The following is a 16,844-nucleotide window of genomic DNA, read 5'->3' on the forward strand; positions in this document are numbered from 1 at the left end:
CAGAGGAGACGTCGTGCAGAAGCGGCGCAAGGTCGGCAACCTGCTGGCGCTGGCCGTGCTGTCTGCCCTGGTCCAGCGGCCGATGCACCCGTACGAGATCGCCACCGCACTGCGTGCCTGGGGCAAGGACCAGGACATGGAGTTCAAGTGGGGATCCTTCTACACGGTGATCCGCAACATGGACAAACACCGCATGATCGAAGCGGTGGAGAGCGTCCGCGAGGGTCGGCGCCCGGAACGCACCGTCTACCGCATCACGGATGCGGGGCGGGCGGAGCTGGTCGACTGGGCCCGCGAGCTGGTCTCCACGCCGATGCCCGAGCATCCCCGTTTCCGAGCCGGCCTGTCCGTTCTCGCCGCCCTGCATCCCGACGAGGCCGCCGCCCTGCTGCGGCAACGGCTCGACCTGCTGGAGGACACGATCCGCCAGGACCGGGAAGCGCTCGACGCGCACCTGCGGGAGGTTCCGCGGCTGTTCCTGGTGGAGTCGGAGTACGACCTCGCCATGCGCGACGCGGAGGCCTCCTGGCTGCGCGGGCTGCTCGCGGAGCTGACCTCGGGCAGCTACCCGGGGCTGGACACCTGGCGGGCCTTCCACGAGACCGGCGAGATGCCCGCGGAGCTGACCGAGCTGTCCCAGAGAACCACCACCGCGAAAGCCACCGCCGAAAGCAACAACACCACCACACAGAAAGCCAGCACCCCGACAACCAGCAGCCGGGAAGCCGACTGAAGAACGGCTCCGGCGGGGTGCGCCAACACCCCGCCGGAGCCCTTACCCCGAACCGATGCCTGGGAAGGCGCCCGGCCCGAAGCGGCAACCAGAGGATAACCGGGCTCCCTCCCAGGTCGGTCGCACGCGACCACACACCTCAGGGAGAAGAGCATGACCACGGTACGAACCGCGATCGTCATCGGCGGCGGCATCGCCGGACCGGTGACGGCACTCGCACTGCGCCGCGCCGGCATCACGGCGACCGTCCACGAGGCGTACCCGGCCACCGCCAGCGGAGTTGGCGGCATCGGCGGCACCCTCGCGCTCGCGCCCAACGGCGTGGCGGCCCTACGTACGGTCGGCGCGGACCAGGCGGTGACGGCGGCCGCCACCCCGATCACGCGCAGCGTGATGGCGGTCGGCCGACGCCGCATCGACCTGCCCACGCTGAGCGGAGTGCCACCGCTGCGCGTGGTGCACCGCGCCGAGCTGCATCAGGCGCTGCACGACCAGGCTGTCGCCGAGGGGGTCGGTTTCGCGTACGGCAAGCGGCTGGTCGACGCCGAGCAGTCGGAGAGCGGCGTGACCGCCCGCTTCGAGGACGGCAGCACCGCCACCGCCGACGTCCTGATCGGTGCCGACGGCATCCGGTCGACCGTTCGTGGCCTGATCGACCCGGCCGCACCCGGCCCCCGGTTCACCGGCCTGCTCGGCTTCGAGGCGGTGGCCCGGCACGAGGTGGACGCGGAGCCGGGCACTATGACGTTCGCGTTCGGGCGCCGCGGCTACTACCTCTACTGGCCGGAGCCGGGCGGTGGCACCCGGTGGGGGGCCAACCTGCCGTACCAGCGGCCGATGAGCCTGGTCGAGGCCCGCACGGTGCCGTCGACGCAGTGGCTGGCCACGCTGCGCGACACCTACGGCGACGACGACCCGGGCCGGGAGCTGATGGCGACCAGCACAGCGGACGAGCTCCAGGTGGTCGGGGCGTTGCAGATCATGCCGCCGGTGCCGCACTGGCACCGGGGTCGGATGGTGCTGGTCGGCGATGCGGCGCACGCACCGTCGAACAGCTCCGGGCAGGGCGCGTCACTGGCCATCGAGAGCGCGGTGCAGCTCGCCCGTTGCCTGCGTGACCTACCGGACGTGGCGTCGGCGTTCGCCGCGTTCGACCGGCTCCGCCGCTCCCGGGTGGAGAAGGTCGCCGCCCGCGCGGCGCGGATCAACCACACCAAGGCGCCGGGGCCGGTCGGCCGGACGCTGATGCCGTTGCTGATGCCCCTGCTGGTGCGCACCGCGATGGACCCGGAAAAGACGATCGCCCACGAGCAGCGGTACGTCATCGACTGGGACGCGCCGGTCACGGCGGAGCCCGCGCTGCGCTGAGCTACGGGCGCGGGAGCACTTCCTGATCGAGTCGGGGTCCGGGAATCGGGGGTTCGCCCGTCCCGGGCCCCGCGCCCAACCAGCCCTATGCGGACGCGGCGGCCACCGCCGTTCGGGCGACCAGCGCGCGGCGCAGGTCGTCGTCGGCGTCGGTCACCACCCGGCGTAGGCCGGGGGTCAGGTCGTCGCGGGCCAGCAGCGCCGCGGCCGCTTCCCTGGTCGGCTGCGCCACGGCATAGCGGGGGAACGCCAGGGCCGCGACCCGATCGGCCGTCCAGGGGGTACGCCGACGCGCGGCGGCCGGCATGTCCGCGAAGTACCGATCGACGTACGCGGCGGTCAGCTCGGCCTGTTCGGGTTGCCAGAACCCTTCGGCGGTCGCCTCCAACGGCCGGCTGGACAGCTCGGTGTCCCGCACGATGATCTCCCAGGCTGCCTGCTTCGCGGCCGGGTCGGGCAGGGCGGCCCGGCAGCGGGCGGCCCGTTCCGCCCCCGTGGAGCTGTTGTCGGCGGCTGCCTCGATGGCGATCTCCGCCTCGCCGGCGGCGCCGAGCACCACCAGCCGGCGCAGCACCGCCCAGCGCAGCTCCGCGTCGACCTTCAGGCCGGTCGGCACGTCCCGGCCGGCGAGCCAGCCGACGAGCAGGTCCGCGTCGGTGGTCGCGGCGATCCAGCCGCGGGCTGCGGCGAGTTGCAGCGACTCCCCCGCCTGCGCACCGTCGAGCAGCCGCTGGCACGCCCCGGCGACCCGGGCCAGCGCTGTGGACCGGGCCAGTGGGTCGAGATAGCGGTCGATCAGCGACCGGCTGAGGGTCAGCACGTCCTCCGCGATGATCACCTCTGTTTCGGCCGGCAGCGCGGCGACCATCAGCTCGACGAGGCCGGTGACCGGCCGCTCCCCGTCGGTCGCCGCGTCCAGCGCCTCGCTCCAGAGCACCGCCCTCGCCAGTGGGTCGGTCAGCCCGGGCAGCACCAGCGGAACGGCGTCCGCCGACGCCGGGTCGAGGCGCACCTTGGCGAAGCTGAGGTCACCGTCGTTGAGCAGGAGCAGCCGGGCCGCCGGGGCGCCGGTCAGCTCACCCAGCACCGTGCGGGCACCGTCGGCGTCGGGGTCGATGTCCACCTCGTCGCGCTCGACGGTGCCGTCCATCGAGTAGCGGCCCACGCCGATGCGGTGCGGGCGCAGCACCTGGTGTGGCGCGGGCGCGGTCTGCACCACGGCCACCTCGGCGTAGTGGCCGTCGGCATCGACGGCGACCTCGGCACGCAGGGTGTTGACCTGTGGCCGACGCAGCCACAGCTCGGCCCAACCGGACAGGTCCCGCCCGCTGGCGGTGGAGAGGCTGGCCAGCAGGTCGTCGAGGGTGGCGTTGCCGAAGCGGTGCGCCGCGAAGTGCGCGTTCAGGCCGGCGAGGAACGCCTCGTCACCGAGCCACGCGACCAGTTGCCGGAGCACGCTGGCGCCCTTGGCGTACGAGATGCCGTCGAAGTTGAGCAGGCCCTCGTCGGTGTCGGCCACCTCGTCCGGGGCGACTGGGTGGGTGGAGGGGCGCTGGTCGGCGGCGTAACCCCAGGCCTTGCGGCGCATCGCGAAGGTGGTCCACGCCTGGTCGAAGCGGGTCGCATCGGCGGTGACCCGGGTGCCCAGGTATTCCGCGAAGGACTCGTTCAACCACAGGTCGTCCCACCAGCGCATGGTGACCAGGTCACCGAACCACATGTGCGCCATCTCGTGCGCGATGGTGGTGGCCCGCAGCTCGCGCTGGCTGTCGGTGACTGCCGAGCGGAACACGTAGTCGTCGCGGAAGGTGACGATGCCCGGGTTTTCCATCGCGCCGGCGTTGAACTCGGGCACGAACGCCTGGTCGTACTTGCCGAACGGGTAGCGCTCGGTGAAGAGCTGGTGGAACCGGTCCAGGCACTGCCGGGTGACGGTGAAGATCTCCTCGGCGTCCGCGTCCAGGTGCTCGGCGAGCGACCGGCGGCAGTAGATGCCCAGCGGCACGCCGTCGTGCTCGGCCCGCCGGACGTGGTACGGACCGGCGATCAGCGAGAAGAAGTATGTGGCCAGCGGCGCGGTCGGTGCGAACTCCCAACGACCGGGCGCGGGATTGGCGGCCACCTCGGCGTTGCCGGACACCGTCCATTCCGGCGGAGCGGTCACCGAGAGGGTGAACGGTGCCTTGAGGTCGGGCTGGTCGAACGCGGCGAAGATGCGCTGCACGTTGTCGAGGAAGGACATCGCGTAGAGGTAGGTCTCGCCGTCGGCCGGGTCGACGAAGCGGTGCATCCCCTCGCCCGTCCTGGAATACGCCATCTCCGCCTCGACGACCAGCGTGTTGTCCGCGAGCAGGTCGTCGAGCGGCAGCCGGTTGTCGGTGAGCAGACCGGGGTCGAGGTCGCGGTCGTTGAGGCGTACGCCGAGCAGTTTTGCGGGCTTGACCTCGGCGAAGGTCGCGATGCCGGCGGTCGCCCGGAACCGGATCTCGACGCGGGAACGGAACAGCTCCGTGCCACCGGTCAGGTCAAGGTCCACCTGATAGGACTCGACAGTAATCGCCGCGCCACGCGCGGTCGCCTCTACACGGGTCAGGCTCGGCATCCGCTTATCCTGCCCGATGGGGATCGGCACCCGGTCACCACACGACCCTCGGCACTGGAGGAAAGAACAATGGCGCAGCACCCCAAGGGCGACTTCGACCTCTCTCGGGCGGTCTGGCAGCGGGCCGAAGGGGACACCTCCGACAGCGCCGTAGAGGTCGCCTTCGTCGACGATCTGATCGGGATGCGCAACTCGGCCGAGCCGGACGGGCCGGTGCTGGTCTTCACGCAGGCCGAGTGGGACGCGTTCGTGGCCGGCGCGCAGGACGGCGAGTTTGACCTGGACTGATCGTGCCCGCCGGCGGGCGGGGCCGTCGACCCGGGACCGGCGGCCCCGGGTTGGCGGTCAGTCACGGGCGGGGCCGTCGCCGTCGCCCCAGCCGAGACCGCCGGGGCCCGGGGCGTGGTGGAAGCCGGGGTGATCGGCCACGTCGACGCAGCGCTCGCCGTCCGGGCCGAGCGCACCGCAGAACAGCCGCTCGGCCCGCTGCCAGGCATCGGCCGGTGACAGGGCCGCCGCCCCGAGCGCCACCTCCGGGCGGAGCAGGTTGAGCGCCTCCGCGTACGTCACGGCCAGCTCGCGTGCCTCGACCACGCTGGGGGCGGTGAAGCCCAGGTGCACGGTGAAGAAGCGGTGTGGCCGGGTGGGCCGTCGGGGCGGCCCGATGAGTGGCCGCGCGTCGCGGCCTCCGCCCAGTGCCCCGACAGTTCGTCGCTGCCGCCAGTGCGGTGATGTGTTGTCGCGCATCCGCCCTCCCCGTGGTTGCCCCACCAGCAGCAAACCAGGTTCCGCTGCCCCTGGGAGGGGCCAGCCGGCGTGCCGTCGGCGCGGGGATTCAGCGGCCGTGACGGGGGTAGACGCAGCCGGCCGGTGGCGACCCGGCCACACCCGCGCGTGAGGAGACCCGATGGCCACCATGCCGGCCGACCGCAGCCCGGACAGCACCCTCGCGTTGCTCCGCGCCGGCTACCGGTTCATCGGCGAACGCTGCGAGCGGTACGGCAGCGACGTCTTCCAGACCCGGATCCTGCTCGCCCCGACCATCTGCCTGCGCGGCCGGCCGGCGGCGGTGCTGTTCTACGACAACGACCGGTTCCAGCGCGCGACCGCCATGCCGCTGCGGGCGCAGCGGACCCTCACCGGTCGGCGTGGTGTGCAGGGGCTGGACGGGCCGGAGCACGCCGACCGCAAGGCCATGTTCATGTCGATCATGACGCCGAACGCCATCCGGCAGCTCGGCCAACTCTTCGACGACGAGTGGCAGGCGCGGATCCCCGCCTGGGAGGCCGCCGGGCCGCTGCCGCTCTACGACGAGCTCGGCCGGTTGCTGACCCGGGTGGTCTGCGCCTGGGCGGGGGTGCCGCTGCCCACGTCCCAGGTCGAACGACGCGCCGTCGAGCTGCACTCGATGATCGAGGCTCCGGCGGCGGTCGGCCCCCGGCACTGGCGGGGACGGCTCGCCCGTCGTCGCACCGAACGCTGGCTCGGCGACCTCATCGAGCGGACCCGGATCGGTCTCTTTCCGGCGCCGCCCGGCAGCGCCCTGGCCGTGATCGCCGAACACCGCGACCGGCAGGGCCGGCTGCTCCCCCGCCGGGTCGCGGCTGTGGAACTGCTCAACGTGCTGCGGCCGGTGGTCGCCGTGGACCAGTACATCGCGTTCGCCGCGCTCGCCCTGCACGACCATCCGGGCTGGCGGGAACGGGTCCGCGGCGACGGTGAAGCCACCGAGAACTTCGTCCAGGAAGTACGCCGCTACTACCCGTTCTTCCCGATGGCGGCAGCCCGGGTCCGGCGTTCCTTCGACTGGCAGGGCCACCATTTTCCCCAGGGGCGACGGGTCCTGCTCGACCTGTACGGCACCAACCACCACCCGGCCCTCTGGCCGGAACCGGAGCTGTTCCGGCCGGAGCGGTTCGCCAACCGACGCGTGGACCCGTTCGAGCTGATCCCGCAGGGCGGCGGTGACCACTGGGCCGGGCACCGTTGCGCGGGCGAGTGGATCACCATCGACCTGATGAAGCGGGCGGTCACCAACCTGACCAGCACCATGCGCTACGACGTGCCCGTCCAGGACCTGGCCCTGGACCTGCACCGGATGCCGGCGCTGCCGCCCCTCGGCCTGACCCTCACCAACATCCGACGCACCGCCTGACGCTCAGCACCGCCTGACCTCCGCCTCGCCGGTCGTTCGGGGGGACCGGCGAGGCGGCATCCCAGTGGGTCAGGGGTGCAGCACGCTGCGGAGACAGCCGTCCTGCTTCTTCTCGAACAGCTCGTAGCCGTGTGCGCCCTCTTCCAGGGAGATCGGGTGGGTGGCCAGGTAGCCGGGGTCGATCTCGCCGGCCGCGAGCCGGTCGAGCAGCATCGGGATGTAGCGCTGCGCGTGCATCTGCCCCATCCGCAGCACCAGGGCCTTGTTCATGGCCGCGCCGAGCGGGAACTTGTCCACCAGACCGGCGTACACCCCGACGATGCTCACCGTGCCACCCTTACGGCAGGCCATGATCGCCTGGCGTACGGAGGTCGGCCGGTCGGTCTGCAACCGAGCCGCCTGCTTCGTCCGGTCGTACGCGTAGGTCGGTCCGACGTCGTGTGACTCCATGCCGACGGCCTCGATGCAGGCGTCCGGCCCACGGCCGGCGGTCAGCTCCCGTAGCGCCTCCAGCACGTCCGTCTCCGCGTAGTTGATCGTCTCGACGCCGACCCGCTCGGCCGCCGTGGCGAGCCGATCCGGGAACCGGTCGATCATGATGACCCGCTCGGCGCCGAGGAGTTGCGCCGACCGGGCCGCCATCTGCCCGACGCCGCCGGCGCCCCAGACGGCGACCACCTCGCCACCGGTGAGCCCACAGAAGTCCGCCGCCATCCACCCGGTGGGCATCGCGTCGGAGGCGAACACCACCGAGTCGTCCGGCACCCCGTCGGGCACACCGAACGCACCAACGTCACCGAACGGCACCCGGATGTATTCGGCGTGCGACCCCGAGTAGCCGCCAGCGGCGTGCGAGTAGCCGAGAATGCCGGCCGGTGAGTGCCCCCACAGCTTCTCGGTGAACACCGGCTGGGGGTTGGAGTTGTCGCAGAGCGAGTACTGCTCGGTGCGGCAGTACCAGCAGCCACCACAGGCGACCACCGACCCGACCACCACGCGGTCACCGACCTTGTGCTGTCGTACGCCGGGCCCGGTCTCCACCACCTCGCCCATGAACTCGTGGCCGAGGATGTCGCCCTCCCGCATCGCCGGCAGGTACCCGTTGATCAGGTGCAGGTCGGAGCCGCAGACACTGCTGGCCCGGACGCGGACGATGATGTCCCCCTCGGCGCGGATTCTGGGCTCCGGCACGTCCCGCACCGCCAGCTTGCCGACGCCTTCCCAACACAGTGCCCTCACGCCCGGCCTCCCGTCATCAGCTTCTCCCGGACCTTGTCGGTCGCCTTCTCCTGCCTCGGGCTCCGGCCGGACGGGTCGTCGCGGGTGTCCATCACCTGGCCACACTCGATCAGCGACTTCACCCGCCGCAGGGCGTCCCGCAGCGCCAGATCGGGGTCGTCCCCACCGATCAGGCCCAACACCCGGCGCACCGGGCCCGAGCGGTACCGCAGCTCGGCGCGGATCTCGGTGCCCCGGCCCTGGGGCGCGTCGGCCAGCTCGATCCGCCCCTCCTGCGGCACCGGCCCGTCCTCGACCCGCCACCGCAGCGTGCCGGGCCCGTCGACGGTGATCTCCGCCCGCCACTCGGTGTCGCCGCCGGCCCGGTCGCGAGCCACGCACCGCCAGCGCCGGTCGTCGAGCTGCTCCAGGGTGGCCCACCCGGCCAGCGCGCGGTCCAGCCGTTCCCGGTCGGTCCAGAAGCCGATCACCTCGTCCCGGGGCCGGTCCACGGTCACCCCGCGACGCACGACGTACCAGCCGTCCTGCCGCTCCGGCTGATGCCGGTGCCGACGGCGAGCCACCGCCCGCCCCACACCGGCCGCCGTGACCGCGGTGACGCCGAGCACCGCCCATCTCGTTCCGTTGTTGGTCATCTCGTCTCCTCCACCCGGACGTCCGGGGATGGACAGCTCTTTCCGGCAGCGCTACCCGGCGTCGGGCGGTCGAAACAACACGTCCGTTTGATCGGCGGGAATGCGGGCAGGTGCTGCTCAGCCACCGGTTCACCGCTGTCCTGCCGAGGAGGCCCGTCGATGTCCCTGTTCAGCCCAGCTGGTGACGCCCGGCCCGCCGCGCGCGGGTGGGGCGTCGAAGACGACCGCGCCGGCACGGCGCCGGTCCGACTGCCGATGACGTACGTGCTGCCGCTGCGCTGGCACGCCGACACCGGCCTGGCCGAGCTGACCGGTTACCTGCGGTGGCTGGCCGACCGGGTCGACGTGATCGTGGTCGACGGCTCCGCCCCGGACCTGTTCGCACGGCACGCCGACGCCTGGCGGGGGCTGGTCCGGCACCTCCCGCCCGACGCCACCACTCGCGGGCTCAACGGCAAGGTGCTCGGCGTACGCACCGGCGTGCGCGCGGCAGGCCACGAGCACGTGGTGATCGCCGACGACGACGTCCGGTACGACGAGGCCGGTCTGACCGCCGTGCACCGGCTGCTGGACCGGGTCGACCTGGTGCGGCCGCAGAACTACTTCGACCCGCTGCCCTGGCACGCCTGGTGGGACACCGGCCGGACGCTGCTCAACAGGGCGCTCGGCGCTGACTACCCGGGGACCCTCGCGGTGCGTCGCAGCACCTTCCTCGCCATGGGCGGCTACGACCCGGACGTGCTCTTCGAGAACCTGGAGCTGATCCGCACCCTGCGCGCGAACGACGGCACCGAGGCGGCGCCGGCCTGGCTCTACGTACGCCGGCTGCCTCCGGACGCCGCGCACTTCCGCGGGCAACGGGTCCGTCAGGCGTACGACGATCTGGCCCAGCCGGCGCGCCTGCTGACCTCGCTCGCGGTCCTGCCGGCGCTGGCCGCGGCCGTCGCGGCCCGGCGGCCCGCGCTGGTGCTCGGCGCGGCGGCCGGCACCGTGGCCCTCGCCGAGGTGGGTCGCCGTCGCGCCGGCGGCACCGGGGTCTTCCCTGCGGCAACGGCGCTGGCAGCTCCGGTCTGGCTGCTGGAGCGCGGCGTGTGCGGCTGGCTCGCGGTCGGCCAGCGGTTCCTGTTCGGCGGTGTCCGCTACGGCGACACCCGAATCCGCCGGGCCGCCCACCGGACCCGCGCCCTGCGACGCCGCCACCACTGACCGGACCCCACAACGCGACAGCTCGCGGTCACCGAGGTGGCCGCGAGCTGTCGGGATTACGGTGGGGTCAGGAGTTGACCTGGTGCCGGGCCTGCTGGGCCTGGTCCTTGACGTCGTACGCGGCCGACTTCGTGTCGTCCTTGACCGCGTGCACGGCGTCCTGGGCGGTGGACTTCACCGACTGGGCGGCCTGCTGGGCCGGCTCGCGCAGCTCTTCCTTGAGCTCGCTGGCCACAGTGCCAAGCTTCTCGGTCACCGCACCGCTGTGCTCGCTGACCCGCTCCTTGAGCTGGGTGGCGGCCTGCTGCTCACGGCGGGAGGCCGGGATCAGCGACGAGGCCAGCCAGCCGACCCCGAACGCGATCAGACCGGCGGCGAGAGGGTTGCCCTGGGACTTCTGCCGGATCACCCGCGGAGCGCTGTGGGCGGCGTCGCTGACACTGGTCGCCGCCGAGTGCGCGGCGTCGCTGACGCTGGAGGCCGCCGACGAGGCGCGGTCACCCACCGAGTGGGCGGCCTGGCCGGTGCCGTGGCCGAGGTCAGACGCGGTTCCCATGACCTTGTCCCTCACATTCTGCATAGCGGAACGGGCCCGCTGCTTGCGGTCGTCGACGATGCGGCTCGGGCTGACCTTGTACGCCAGCGCGTCCACGTCGGAGCTGAGGCTGTTACGGGTGGCTTCGATCTCGCGGCGGATCTGATCGGGATCGGTGCTCATCGGGTGACTCCCTCCGGGTGCGGCTTGAGCGCGTCGGGGATCCGCTGCACGCTGTCGTTGGTCTGCTTGAGCCCGCGCACGTGCTGGGCGTTCTGCTTCGCCTTGGAGTAGAGGACGGCGGCGACCGCGGCCCAGATCACGGCCACGATCAGCGCGGCCAGACCGGAGTCCATGACGTTGTCAAGGAACTGCCACACGGCGATGGACACGAAGAGCGCCACCATGTAGCCGCCGAAGCCGGCACCGCCGAAGAGCCCGGCGGTCTTGCCGGCCTTCTTGCCCTCCTGGCGGATCTCGGCCTTGGCCAGCTCGACCTCCTGACGCATCAGCGTCGACAGGTCGGTGGTGACCTGACGCATCAGGTCACCCAGCGAGCTGCCCTTCACCTCCGCGGCGGTGTGCGGGGCACCCGCGTCGGGGTGGTATCCGGAGTCCAGCCCGGACCCCTGCGTCGGCATGCTCATGCCGTCGCCTCCCTTCGGATGACTCGGCGGCTCACGGGCGCGGGCTGCCGCTGGACGGCACGCCCGGCAGCGGGTCGGTCTGGGTCACGGGCGGCAGCGGCTGCCCGGTGCCGGTCGGCTCGGTGTAGCCACCGGGAGCCGGCGCGGTGTAACCGCCGGGGGTCGGGTCGGTGTAACCGCCGGGGGTCGGCTCGGTGTACGTGCCGGGGGTCGGGTCGAGGTAACCGCCCGCCGGGGTGGCGTCCGGCGCCGCGCGGGGTGCCGGCGGCGGCGTCGGGATCACGGCGGTCTGCTCCGGGTCGTACGCACCGGCGCCCCGGTAGGCCGAGGATCCGTTGCCGGAGTCGTCGCCAGCGGAGGAGATGCTGCGGGTCAGCCGGCCGGCCAACACTCCGAGAACCGCCGCGCCGACCAGGAAGGTGCCCGGGTTGCGCCGCGCGTAGTCGCGTACCTCGGTGATCAGGTCGCCGGGCTCGCGCTCCTCGAGCCAGCCGGCGACGCCGTGCACCCGGTCGGCGGCTTGGCGGGCAATCTCGGTCACCGGGCCGGCCTGGCCACCCTGCTCGGCCATCGAGCGCATCTCGTCGGCCAGCGAACGCAGCCCACCGGCGGCCCGGCGCTGCTGCTCACCGGTCTGGCTGGCGAGCTGGGTGCGAGCCTCGCCGTACAGGTTGCGGGCCTGCCGGGCCGCCTCGCGGCCAACCTCGGTGCCCTGCTCCTTGGCGGTCTGGGCGACCGCGCCGCCAGCCTGCGCGGCCTCGGAACCGACCTGGCGCGCCTGGTCGCGAACGCCACCGCCGTTCGTCGACTCCTGCCCGTACGTGGAAGACGTAGGTGAAAGATCGTAAGACATGATTTCCCTTCCGCTCAGAAAGTCGTCGCGGTTGTGCTGGGGGGATGCGGCCGCGTTGCCGCAGCCGCTGACCATTGACCTACCCTGCGTTTTGGCTTCCATACCTCTTCGTGCATTTCTCTGCGGGACCGGCCGCTCCAACTTCAAAATGGAGGATCGTCGGGCTGCGTCACGTCGCCGCTGCGGACAGTGAGGTTCGCGAGTGCTGGCAGATCCATGGAGGGGGCAGCGATGGCACGAGACGCGCGAGGTGGCCGACGGGCCGGCCCTCGACCCCGGGTCCAGCTGGCCGCGTTGGCCGTCGCCGGGGTCTTCCTGCTGATCGGCGTGCTCGGCTTCATCCCCGGCATCACCACCGACTACGGCGAGCTGAGATTCGCCGGACACCACTCGGACGCCCGGCTGCTGGGGCTGTTCCAGGTGTCGATCCTGCACAACGCGGTGCACCTGCTCTTCGGGCTGGTCGGCCTGGTGATGGCCCGCAGCATCGCCGGCGCCCGCGTGTTCCTGGCCGCCGGCGGCGCGATCTACCTCGCCCTCTGGCTGTACGGCCTGGGGATCGAGGCGGTCAACCCGGAGGGCGGGGCGAACATCCTGCCGGTGAACGACGCCGACAACTGGCTGCACCTCGCGCTCGGCTTCGGGATGCTCGCGCTCGGGCTGCTGCTGTCGAACCAGGCGGGCACCGGCGGGCGCCTCGACAATCCCGCCGAACGGCACTGACCTGGAGCTTTTGGTGGTTTCGCCGCCACACCGGCAGGGGTAATCGACCGCCGAAGGAGGTACGTCATGCCTCGTTGGCTACGCAACAACGGCCTGGCCGTCGCCATGCTGGGGGCCTTCCTGGTCTTCCTCGTGTTGCAGAGCGTCTTCGGCTGGCAGACCCACAATGAGGAGCTGACCGAGTTCGGTGCCGCGCCGCTGAGCTGGCCGGCGTACCTGACCAGCGGGCACTTCATCGAGTCGGTCTTCGAGAACTGGGAGTCGGAGTTCCTCCAGATGGGCGGGTACGTGCTGCTCACCGCACACCTGGTGCAGCGGGGGTCGGCCGAGTCGAAGCCGGTGGACCAGACCGACCGGCCGGAGGACGACGAGCGCCGGGCCACCCCGCAGTCGCCCTGGCCGGTGCGTGTCGGCGGTCTGCCGCTGGTGATCTACCGCAACAGCCTCTCGCTCGCGCTGCTGCTGATCTTCGCCGGTTCGTTCGTCGGTCACCTGTTCGGTGGCACGGCCGCGTACAACCAGGAGCAGGCGCTACAGAGCGGCGCACCGCCGATCGGGGTGTGGGAGTTCCTCGGCACCAGCGACTTCTGGTTCCAGTCGATGCAGAACTGGCAGAGCGAGTTCCTCGCGGTCGGTGCGCTGATCCTGCTGAGCATCGTCCTGCGCCAGCACGCCTCACCCGAGTCGAAGCCGGTGACCGTCGAGCACGCCAGCACCGGCGCCTGACCGGCGACGCGACGCCTCAGGCCGCGACCGGCAGCCGCTTGGCGAAACAGACGCTGTACGGGTTGCTCACGTACTCGCCGTAGACCGGGATCTGCTCGTAGCCACACGAGGTGTACAGCGCGATCGCCGTCGGCAGGTAGGTGCCGGTCTCCAGGCAGACCACCGAGTGCCCCTGTCGGAACGCGCACTCCTCCAGCGCGGCCACCAACTGGCGGGCGATGCCCCGCCCTCGGTACGCGGGCCGCACGTACATCCGCTTGATCTCGCCGGTCTCGGCGTCGAGCGACTGGAGCCCTCCGCAGGCGACCGCCCGATCGTTGACCACCACGGCCAGGTAGCGGACGTCGTCGTGCGGCATGAAGACCTGCCCGTCCAACCCACCGTCGGCCTCGCGCAGCTCACGCTGCTGCGCGACGACGAGGGCGGCGATCTCCGGATCGGTGACAGGCCGGGACTCGATCAGCATCACCCCACGCTAGAACGGGTGGATTTCGCGGAGGTTTCCGGAAATCAACCCGATCACAGAGCGCAACGAACTACTCGGCGTCGTCCTCGTCGTCGATGTCGTCGAGGTCGTCGGACGCGTCCGCGCCCACCTCGTCGGCCGACCGCACCCGGCGGGCCTTACGGGCGGCGAGCCGGTCCGCCGCCGAGGCCCGGTTCGACTTCTCCTCCAGGCGGACGTCGGTGCCCCGGTTACCGGGTACGAAGTCCACGCCGGCGAACAGCGTCGGCTGCCAGTCGAACTCGCGCGCGCCGATCCGGACCAGGTCACCGGGCTGCGCGCCGGCCTTGGCCAGCTTGTCCTCCACCCCGAGCCGGGCCAGCCGGTCGGCCAGGTAGCCGACCGCCTCGTCGTTGTCGAAGTTGGTCTGCTTGACCCAGCGCTCGGGCCGGACACCGCGCACGGTGAAGGAGCCGTCCGCCTCGGCGGTGATGGTGAAGCCGTCGTCGTCCACGGCCATCGGACGGATCACGATCCGGGTCGGCTCGGCGGGCGGTGCGGCCTTGCGCTCGGCCTCGACCAGGTCGGCCATCGCGTAGGTCAGCTCCTTGAGCCCCTCCCGGGTGGCCGCGGACACCTCGAACACCCGGTAGCCGCGCTCCTCCAGGTCGGGGCGCACGATCTCGGCGAGGTCCCGGCCGTCCGGCACGTCGACCTTGTTCACGGCCACGAGTCGCGGGCGGTCGGTGAGCCCGCCGTACTGGCTCAGCTCCGCCTCGATGGCGTCGATGTCGGCGACCGGGTCACGCCCGGGCTCCAGGGTCGCCGAGTCGATGACGTGCACCAGCACCGCGCAGCGCTCGATGTGCCGCAGGAACTCCAGGCCCAGACCCTTGCCGGTCGCCGCACCCGGGATCAGACCCGGGACGTCAGCGACGGTGAAGGTGTGGTTGTCCATCCGGACCACACCGAGGTTGGGCACCAGGGTGGTGAACGGGTAGTCGGCGATCTTCGGCTTGGCCGCGGAGATCACCGAGATCAGCGACGACTTGCCGGCCGACGGGAAACCCACCAGGCCCACGTCGGCGACGCTCTTGAGCTCCAGCACGATGTCCAGCTGGTCGCCGGGCTCGCCCAGCTCGGCGAAGCCCGGAGCCTTGCGCTTGGCGTTGGCCAGCGAGGCGTTGCCCCGCCCGCCGCGCCCACCGCGGGCCACCTCGAAGGTGGTGCCGGCGCCGACCATGTCGGCCAGCACGGTGCCGTCGGTGGTCTGCACCACGGTGCCGTTGGGCACCTTGAGCACCAGGTTGTGACCGTTGGCCCCGTCCCGGTTCGACCCGGCGCCGCCCTTGCCGTTGTCGGCCTTGACGTGCGGGTGGAAGTGGAAGTCGAGCAGCGTGGTCACCTGCGGGTCGACCACCAGCGACACGCTGCCGCCGTGCCCGCCGTTGCCGCCGTCCGGCCCGCCGAAGGGCTTGAACTTCTCGCGGTGGATCGAGGCACAACCGTGCCCGCCATCGCCGGCCTGCAGATGCAGAACGACCCGGTCAACGAACGTTGCCACGGCGTCAATCCTTCCAGCGAGGTCCAACCCCGCACTTCGAAAAAAGCCAAACGGGCCGGGACCCGTAGGTCCGCGGCCCGCTTGGCTCGAGAACTACTGCTGCGGAACGATGCTGACGGTCTTGCGACCGCGCTTGGTGCCGAACAGGACCGCACCGGCCGACAGCGCGAACAGCGTGTCGTCGCCGCCACGGCCGACCAGGTCACCGGGGTGGAACTTGGTGCCACGCTGCCGGATGAGGATCTCACCGGCGCTGACAACCTGACCACCGAAGCGCTTCACGCCGAGTCGCTGGGCCGCGGAGTCACGACCGTTACGCGAGCTGGACGCACCCTTTTTGTGAGCCATTGGAGGACGACCTACTTCCCGCTGGAGATGCCGGTCACCTTGACCTGGGTCAACGGCTGGCGGTGACCCTGGCGCTTGTGGTAGCCGGTCTTGTTCTTGAACTTGTGGATCCGGATCTTCGGGCCCTTGGTGTGCGCGGCGATTTCGCCGGACACCGCGACCTCGGCAAGCTTCGCCGCGTCGGTCACCAGGTCGTCACCGTCGACGAGGAGCACCGCGGTGAGCTTCACCGCGTCACCGGGGGCACCGGTGAGCTTCTCGACCTCGATCACGTCGCCCTCGGCGACCTTGTACTGCTTGCCGCCGGTCTTGACGATCGCGTACATCGGAGGCGGACTCCCTGTCGTTGAGGCTGCTGGCGGTCGTCCCCGCAGCGGCTCGCCGGGTAGCAGTGCACGGCGGCGCGGGCACACGGGAACTCGGCACACCAAAGGTGGGCCGCAGGCAAGAGTACGCCATTGCCGGCCCCGACCCCAAACCGGCCCGCCCTGGTCAGCGCGCGCAGAGCTGGTCGAGACGCTGCTGGAGCCGGTCCAACTCAGTCTCGTCGATCGACTCGACGTCGACGCTGAGCGCGGCCACCTCGGTGCCGAGGTCCGTGAGCAGAGTCTTGAGCTGCGGATCGGTGGCCTGCTCCGACTGCTCCCGCAGCTCGGTGCGCCAGCCGTCCAGTGCCGCCTCGGCCCGCCCACGGGCGGCCTCGGCCGTGCTGCTGTCCCCGGCGCCCACCGCCGCGACCATCCGGCCCAGCTCCGCCACGTACGTCCGTACGGCGTTCGTGCTGGCCTGCTGGGCGGCGACGCAGACCTTCGTGCCGCCGCCCGCCGCAGCACCACTGGCCGGAACACCGCTCGGCCCGGAGGCCGAGCCACCGGTGGTCACGACGGTCGGACCTGGCCCGACGCTCCCCGGCCGGTCGGCGGAGCAGCCAGCCAGCACGGTTACCAACGCGGTGACGGCGAACAGACGACGCATCTTCTTCTCCTGACCCGGGACGACCGATCCTGGACCGGGGTGGCCGCAACGGCGAGGTCCCTCCCCCGGCACATTGCCGGGGAAGGGACC

General features: G+C 71.7%; 19 protein-coding genes. 7 read left to right on the forward strand and 12 right to left on the reverse strand.

Annotated features, from left to right (window positions below; all coding sequences use genetic code 11):
• Window positions 1-13: 13 nt before the first annotated feature.
• Window positions 14-733, forward strand: a complete 720-nt coding sequence (locus KBX46_RS19640; protein ID WP_210793559.1) for a PadR family transcriptional regulator — start codon at window positions 14-16, stop codon at window positions 731-733.
• A gap of 153 nt (window positions 734-886) precedes the next feature.
• The gene (locus KBX46_RS19645; RefSeq protein ID WP_210793560.1) at window positions 887-2,101 is read left to right on the forward strand and encodes an FAD-dependent monooxygenase; all 1,215 of its coding nucleotides are present in this window, start codon (window positions 887-889) and stop codon (window positions 2,099-2,101) included.
• Window positions 2,102-2,186: 85 nt separating this feature from the next.
• Here KBX46_RS19645 and pepN read toward each other — a convergent pair whose 3' ends face one another.
• Window positions 2,187-4,703: an aminopeptidase N gene (gene pepN / locus KBX46_RS19650; protein ID WP_210793561.1), complete on the reverse strand. Its 2,517-nt coding sequence runs from the start codon at window positions 4,701-4,703 to the stop codon at window positions 2,187-2,189.
• Between the two features lie 69 nt (window positions 4,704-4,772).
• Between pepN and KBX46_RS19655 the strand changes: the two genes are divergently transcribed.
• Window positions 4,773-4,991, forward strand: a complete 219-nt coding sequence (locus KBX46_RS19655; RefSeq protein WP_030336536.1) for a DUF397 domain-containing protein — start codon at window positions 4,773-4,775, stop codon at window positions 4,989-4,991.
• A gap of 57 nt (window positions 4,992-5,048) precedes the next feature.
• On the opposite strand, the gene KBX46_RS19660 is transcribed toward KBX46_RS19655, so the two are convergent.
• Window positions 5,049-5,450, reverse strand: coding sequence for a hypothetical protein (locus KBX46_RS19660; RefSeq protein WP_210793562.1), 402 nt, complete (start codon window positions 5,448-5,450; stop codon window positions 5,049-5,051).
• Window positions 5,451-5,610: 160 nt separating this feature from the next.
• Between KBX46_RS19660 and KBX46_RS19665 the strand changes: the two genes are divergently transcribed.
• Window positions 5,611-6,858 (forward strand): cytochrome P450, encoded by a 1,248-nt coding sequence (locus KBX46_RS19665; RefSeq protein ID WP_210793563.1) that lies wholly within the window; start codon window positions 5,611-5,613, stop codon window positions 6,856-6,858.
• A gap of 69 nt (window positions 6,859-6,927) precedes the next feature.
• On the opposite strand, the gene KBX46_RS19670 is transcribed toward KBX46_RS19665, so the two are convergent.
• A complete protein-coding gene (locus KBX46_RS19670; RefSeq protein WP_088949725.1) occupies window positions 6,928-8,097 on the reverse strand; it encodes a zinc-dependent alcohol dehydrogenase in 1,170 nt (389 codons plus the stop codon).
• A complete protein-coding gene (locus KBX46_RS19675) occupies window positions 8,094-8,732 on the reverse strand; it encodes a cyclase (RefSeq protein WP_210793564.1) in 639 nt (212 codons plus the stop codon). The genes KBX46_RS19670 and KBX46_RS19675 overlap by 4 nt, the downstream gene beginning before the upstream one ends.
• Before the next feature lie 159 nt (window positions 8,733-8,891).
• Here KBX46_RS19675 and KBX46_RS19680 point away from each other — a divergent pair, with 159 nt between their 5' ends.
• Complete coding sequence (locus KBX46_RS19680; RefSeq protein ID WP_210793565.1) at window positions 8,892-9,938, forward strand: glycosyltransferase family 2 protein; 1,047 nt, start codon at window positions 8,892-8,894, stop codon at window positions 9,936-9,938.
• Between the two features lie 67 nt (window positions 9,939-10,005).
• On the opposite strand, the gene KBX46_RS19685 is transcribed toward KBX46_RS19680, so the two are convergent.
• The 3 genes from KBX46_RS19685 to KBX46_RS19695 are packed head-to-tail and all read right to left on the reverse strand — an operon-like array spanning window position 10,006 to window position 11,973.
• On the reverse strand, window positions 10,006-10,656 hold the full coding sequence (locus tag KBX46_RS19685) for a DUF3618 domain-containing protein (protein ID WP_210793566.1): 651 nt from the start codon (window positions 10,654-10,656) through the stop codon (window positions 10,006-10,008).
• Complete coding sequence (locus KBX46_RS19690) at window positions 10,653-11,120, reverse strand: phage holin family protein (RefSeq protein WP_210793567.1); 468 nt, start codon at window positions 11,118-11,120, stop codon at window positions 10,653-10,655. The genes KBX46_RS19685 and KBX46_RS19690 overlap by 4 nt, the downstream gene beginning before the upstream one ends.
• Window positions 11,121-11,151: 31 nt before the next feature.
• The gene (locus KBX46_RS19695; protein WP_210793568.1) at window positions 11,152-11,973 is read right to left on the reverse strand and encodes a hypothetical protein; all 822 of its coding nucleotides are present in this window, start codon (window positions 11,971-11,973) and stop codon (window positions 11,152-11,154) included.
• A 231-nt stretch (window positions 11,974-12,204) separates the two neighbouring features.
• Here KBX46_RS19695 and KBX46_RS19700 point away from each other — a divergent pair, with 231 nt between their 5' ends.
• Both KBX46_RS19700 and KBX46_RS19705 read left to right on the forward strand, forming a co-directional pair.
• Window positions 12,205-12,696: a DUF4383 domain-containing protein gene (locus KBX46_RS19700; RefSeq protein ID WP_088949730.1), complete on the forward strand. Its 492-nt coding sequence runs from the start codon at window positions 12,205-12,207 to the stop codon at window positions 12,694-12,696.
• A 66-nt stretch (window positions 12,697-12,762) separates the two neighbouring features.
• Window positions 12,763-13,422 (forward strand): DUF6766 family protein, encoded by a 660-nt coding sequence (locus KBX46_RS19705; protein ID WP_141910805.1) that lies wholly within the window; start codon window positions 12,763-12,765, stop codon window positions 13,420-13,422.
• A gap of 16 nt (window positions 13,423-13,438) precedes the next feature.
• Here the strand turns inward: KBX46_RS19705 and KBX46_RS19710 are convergent, their stop codons facing one another.
• From KBX46_RS19710 to KBX46_RS19730, 5 genes are all read right to left on the reverse strand, one after another.
• Window positions 13,439-13,888, reverse strand: coding sequence for a GNAT family N-acetyltransferase (locus tag KBX46_RS19710; RefSeq protein WP_088951956.1), 450 nt, complete (start codon window positions 13,886-13,888; stop codon window positions 13,439-13,441).
• Between the two features lie 70 nt (window positions 13,889-13,958).
• Window positions 13,959-15,431 carry a GTPase ObgE gene (gene obgE, locus KBX46_RS19715; protein WP_088949732.1) on the reverse strand — a complete coding sequence of 491 codons (1,473 nt, stop codon included), beginning with the start codon at window positions 15,429-15,431 and terminating at the stop codon, window positions 13,959-13,961.
• Window positions 15,432-15,524: 93 nt separating this feature from the next.
• Entirely contained in the window at window positions 15,525-15,779 is a 255-nt protein-coding gene (rpmA, locus tag KBX46_RS19720) for a 50S ribosomal protein L27 (protein WP_074313740.1), read from the reverse strand.
• A gap of 11 nt (window positions 15,780-15,790) precedes the next feature.
• Window positions 15,791-16,105, reverse strand: coding sequence for a 50S ribosomal protein L21 (rplU, locus tag KBX46_RS19725; protein ID WP_007464063.1), 315 nt, complete (start codon window positions 16,103-16,105; stop codon window positions 15,791-15,793).
• Window positions 16,106-16,271: 166 nt separating this feature from the next.
• Window positions 16,272-16,754: a hypothetical protein gene (locus tag KBX46_RS19730; RefSeq protein WP_210793569.1), complete on the reverse strand. Its 483-nt coding sequence runs from the start codon at window positions 16,752-16,754 to the stop codon at window positions 16,272-16,274.
• Window positions 16,755-16,844: the final 90 nt, after the last annotated feature.

Source organism: Micromonospora sp. C81, assembly GCF_018070425.1.
GTDB classification, from domain to species: domain Bacteria; phylum Actinomycetota; class Actinomycetes; order Mycobacteriales; family Micromonosporaceae; genus Micromonospora; species Micromonospora zamorensis.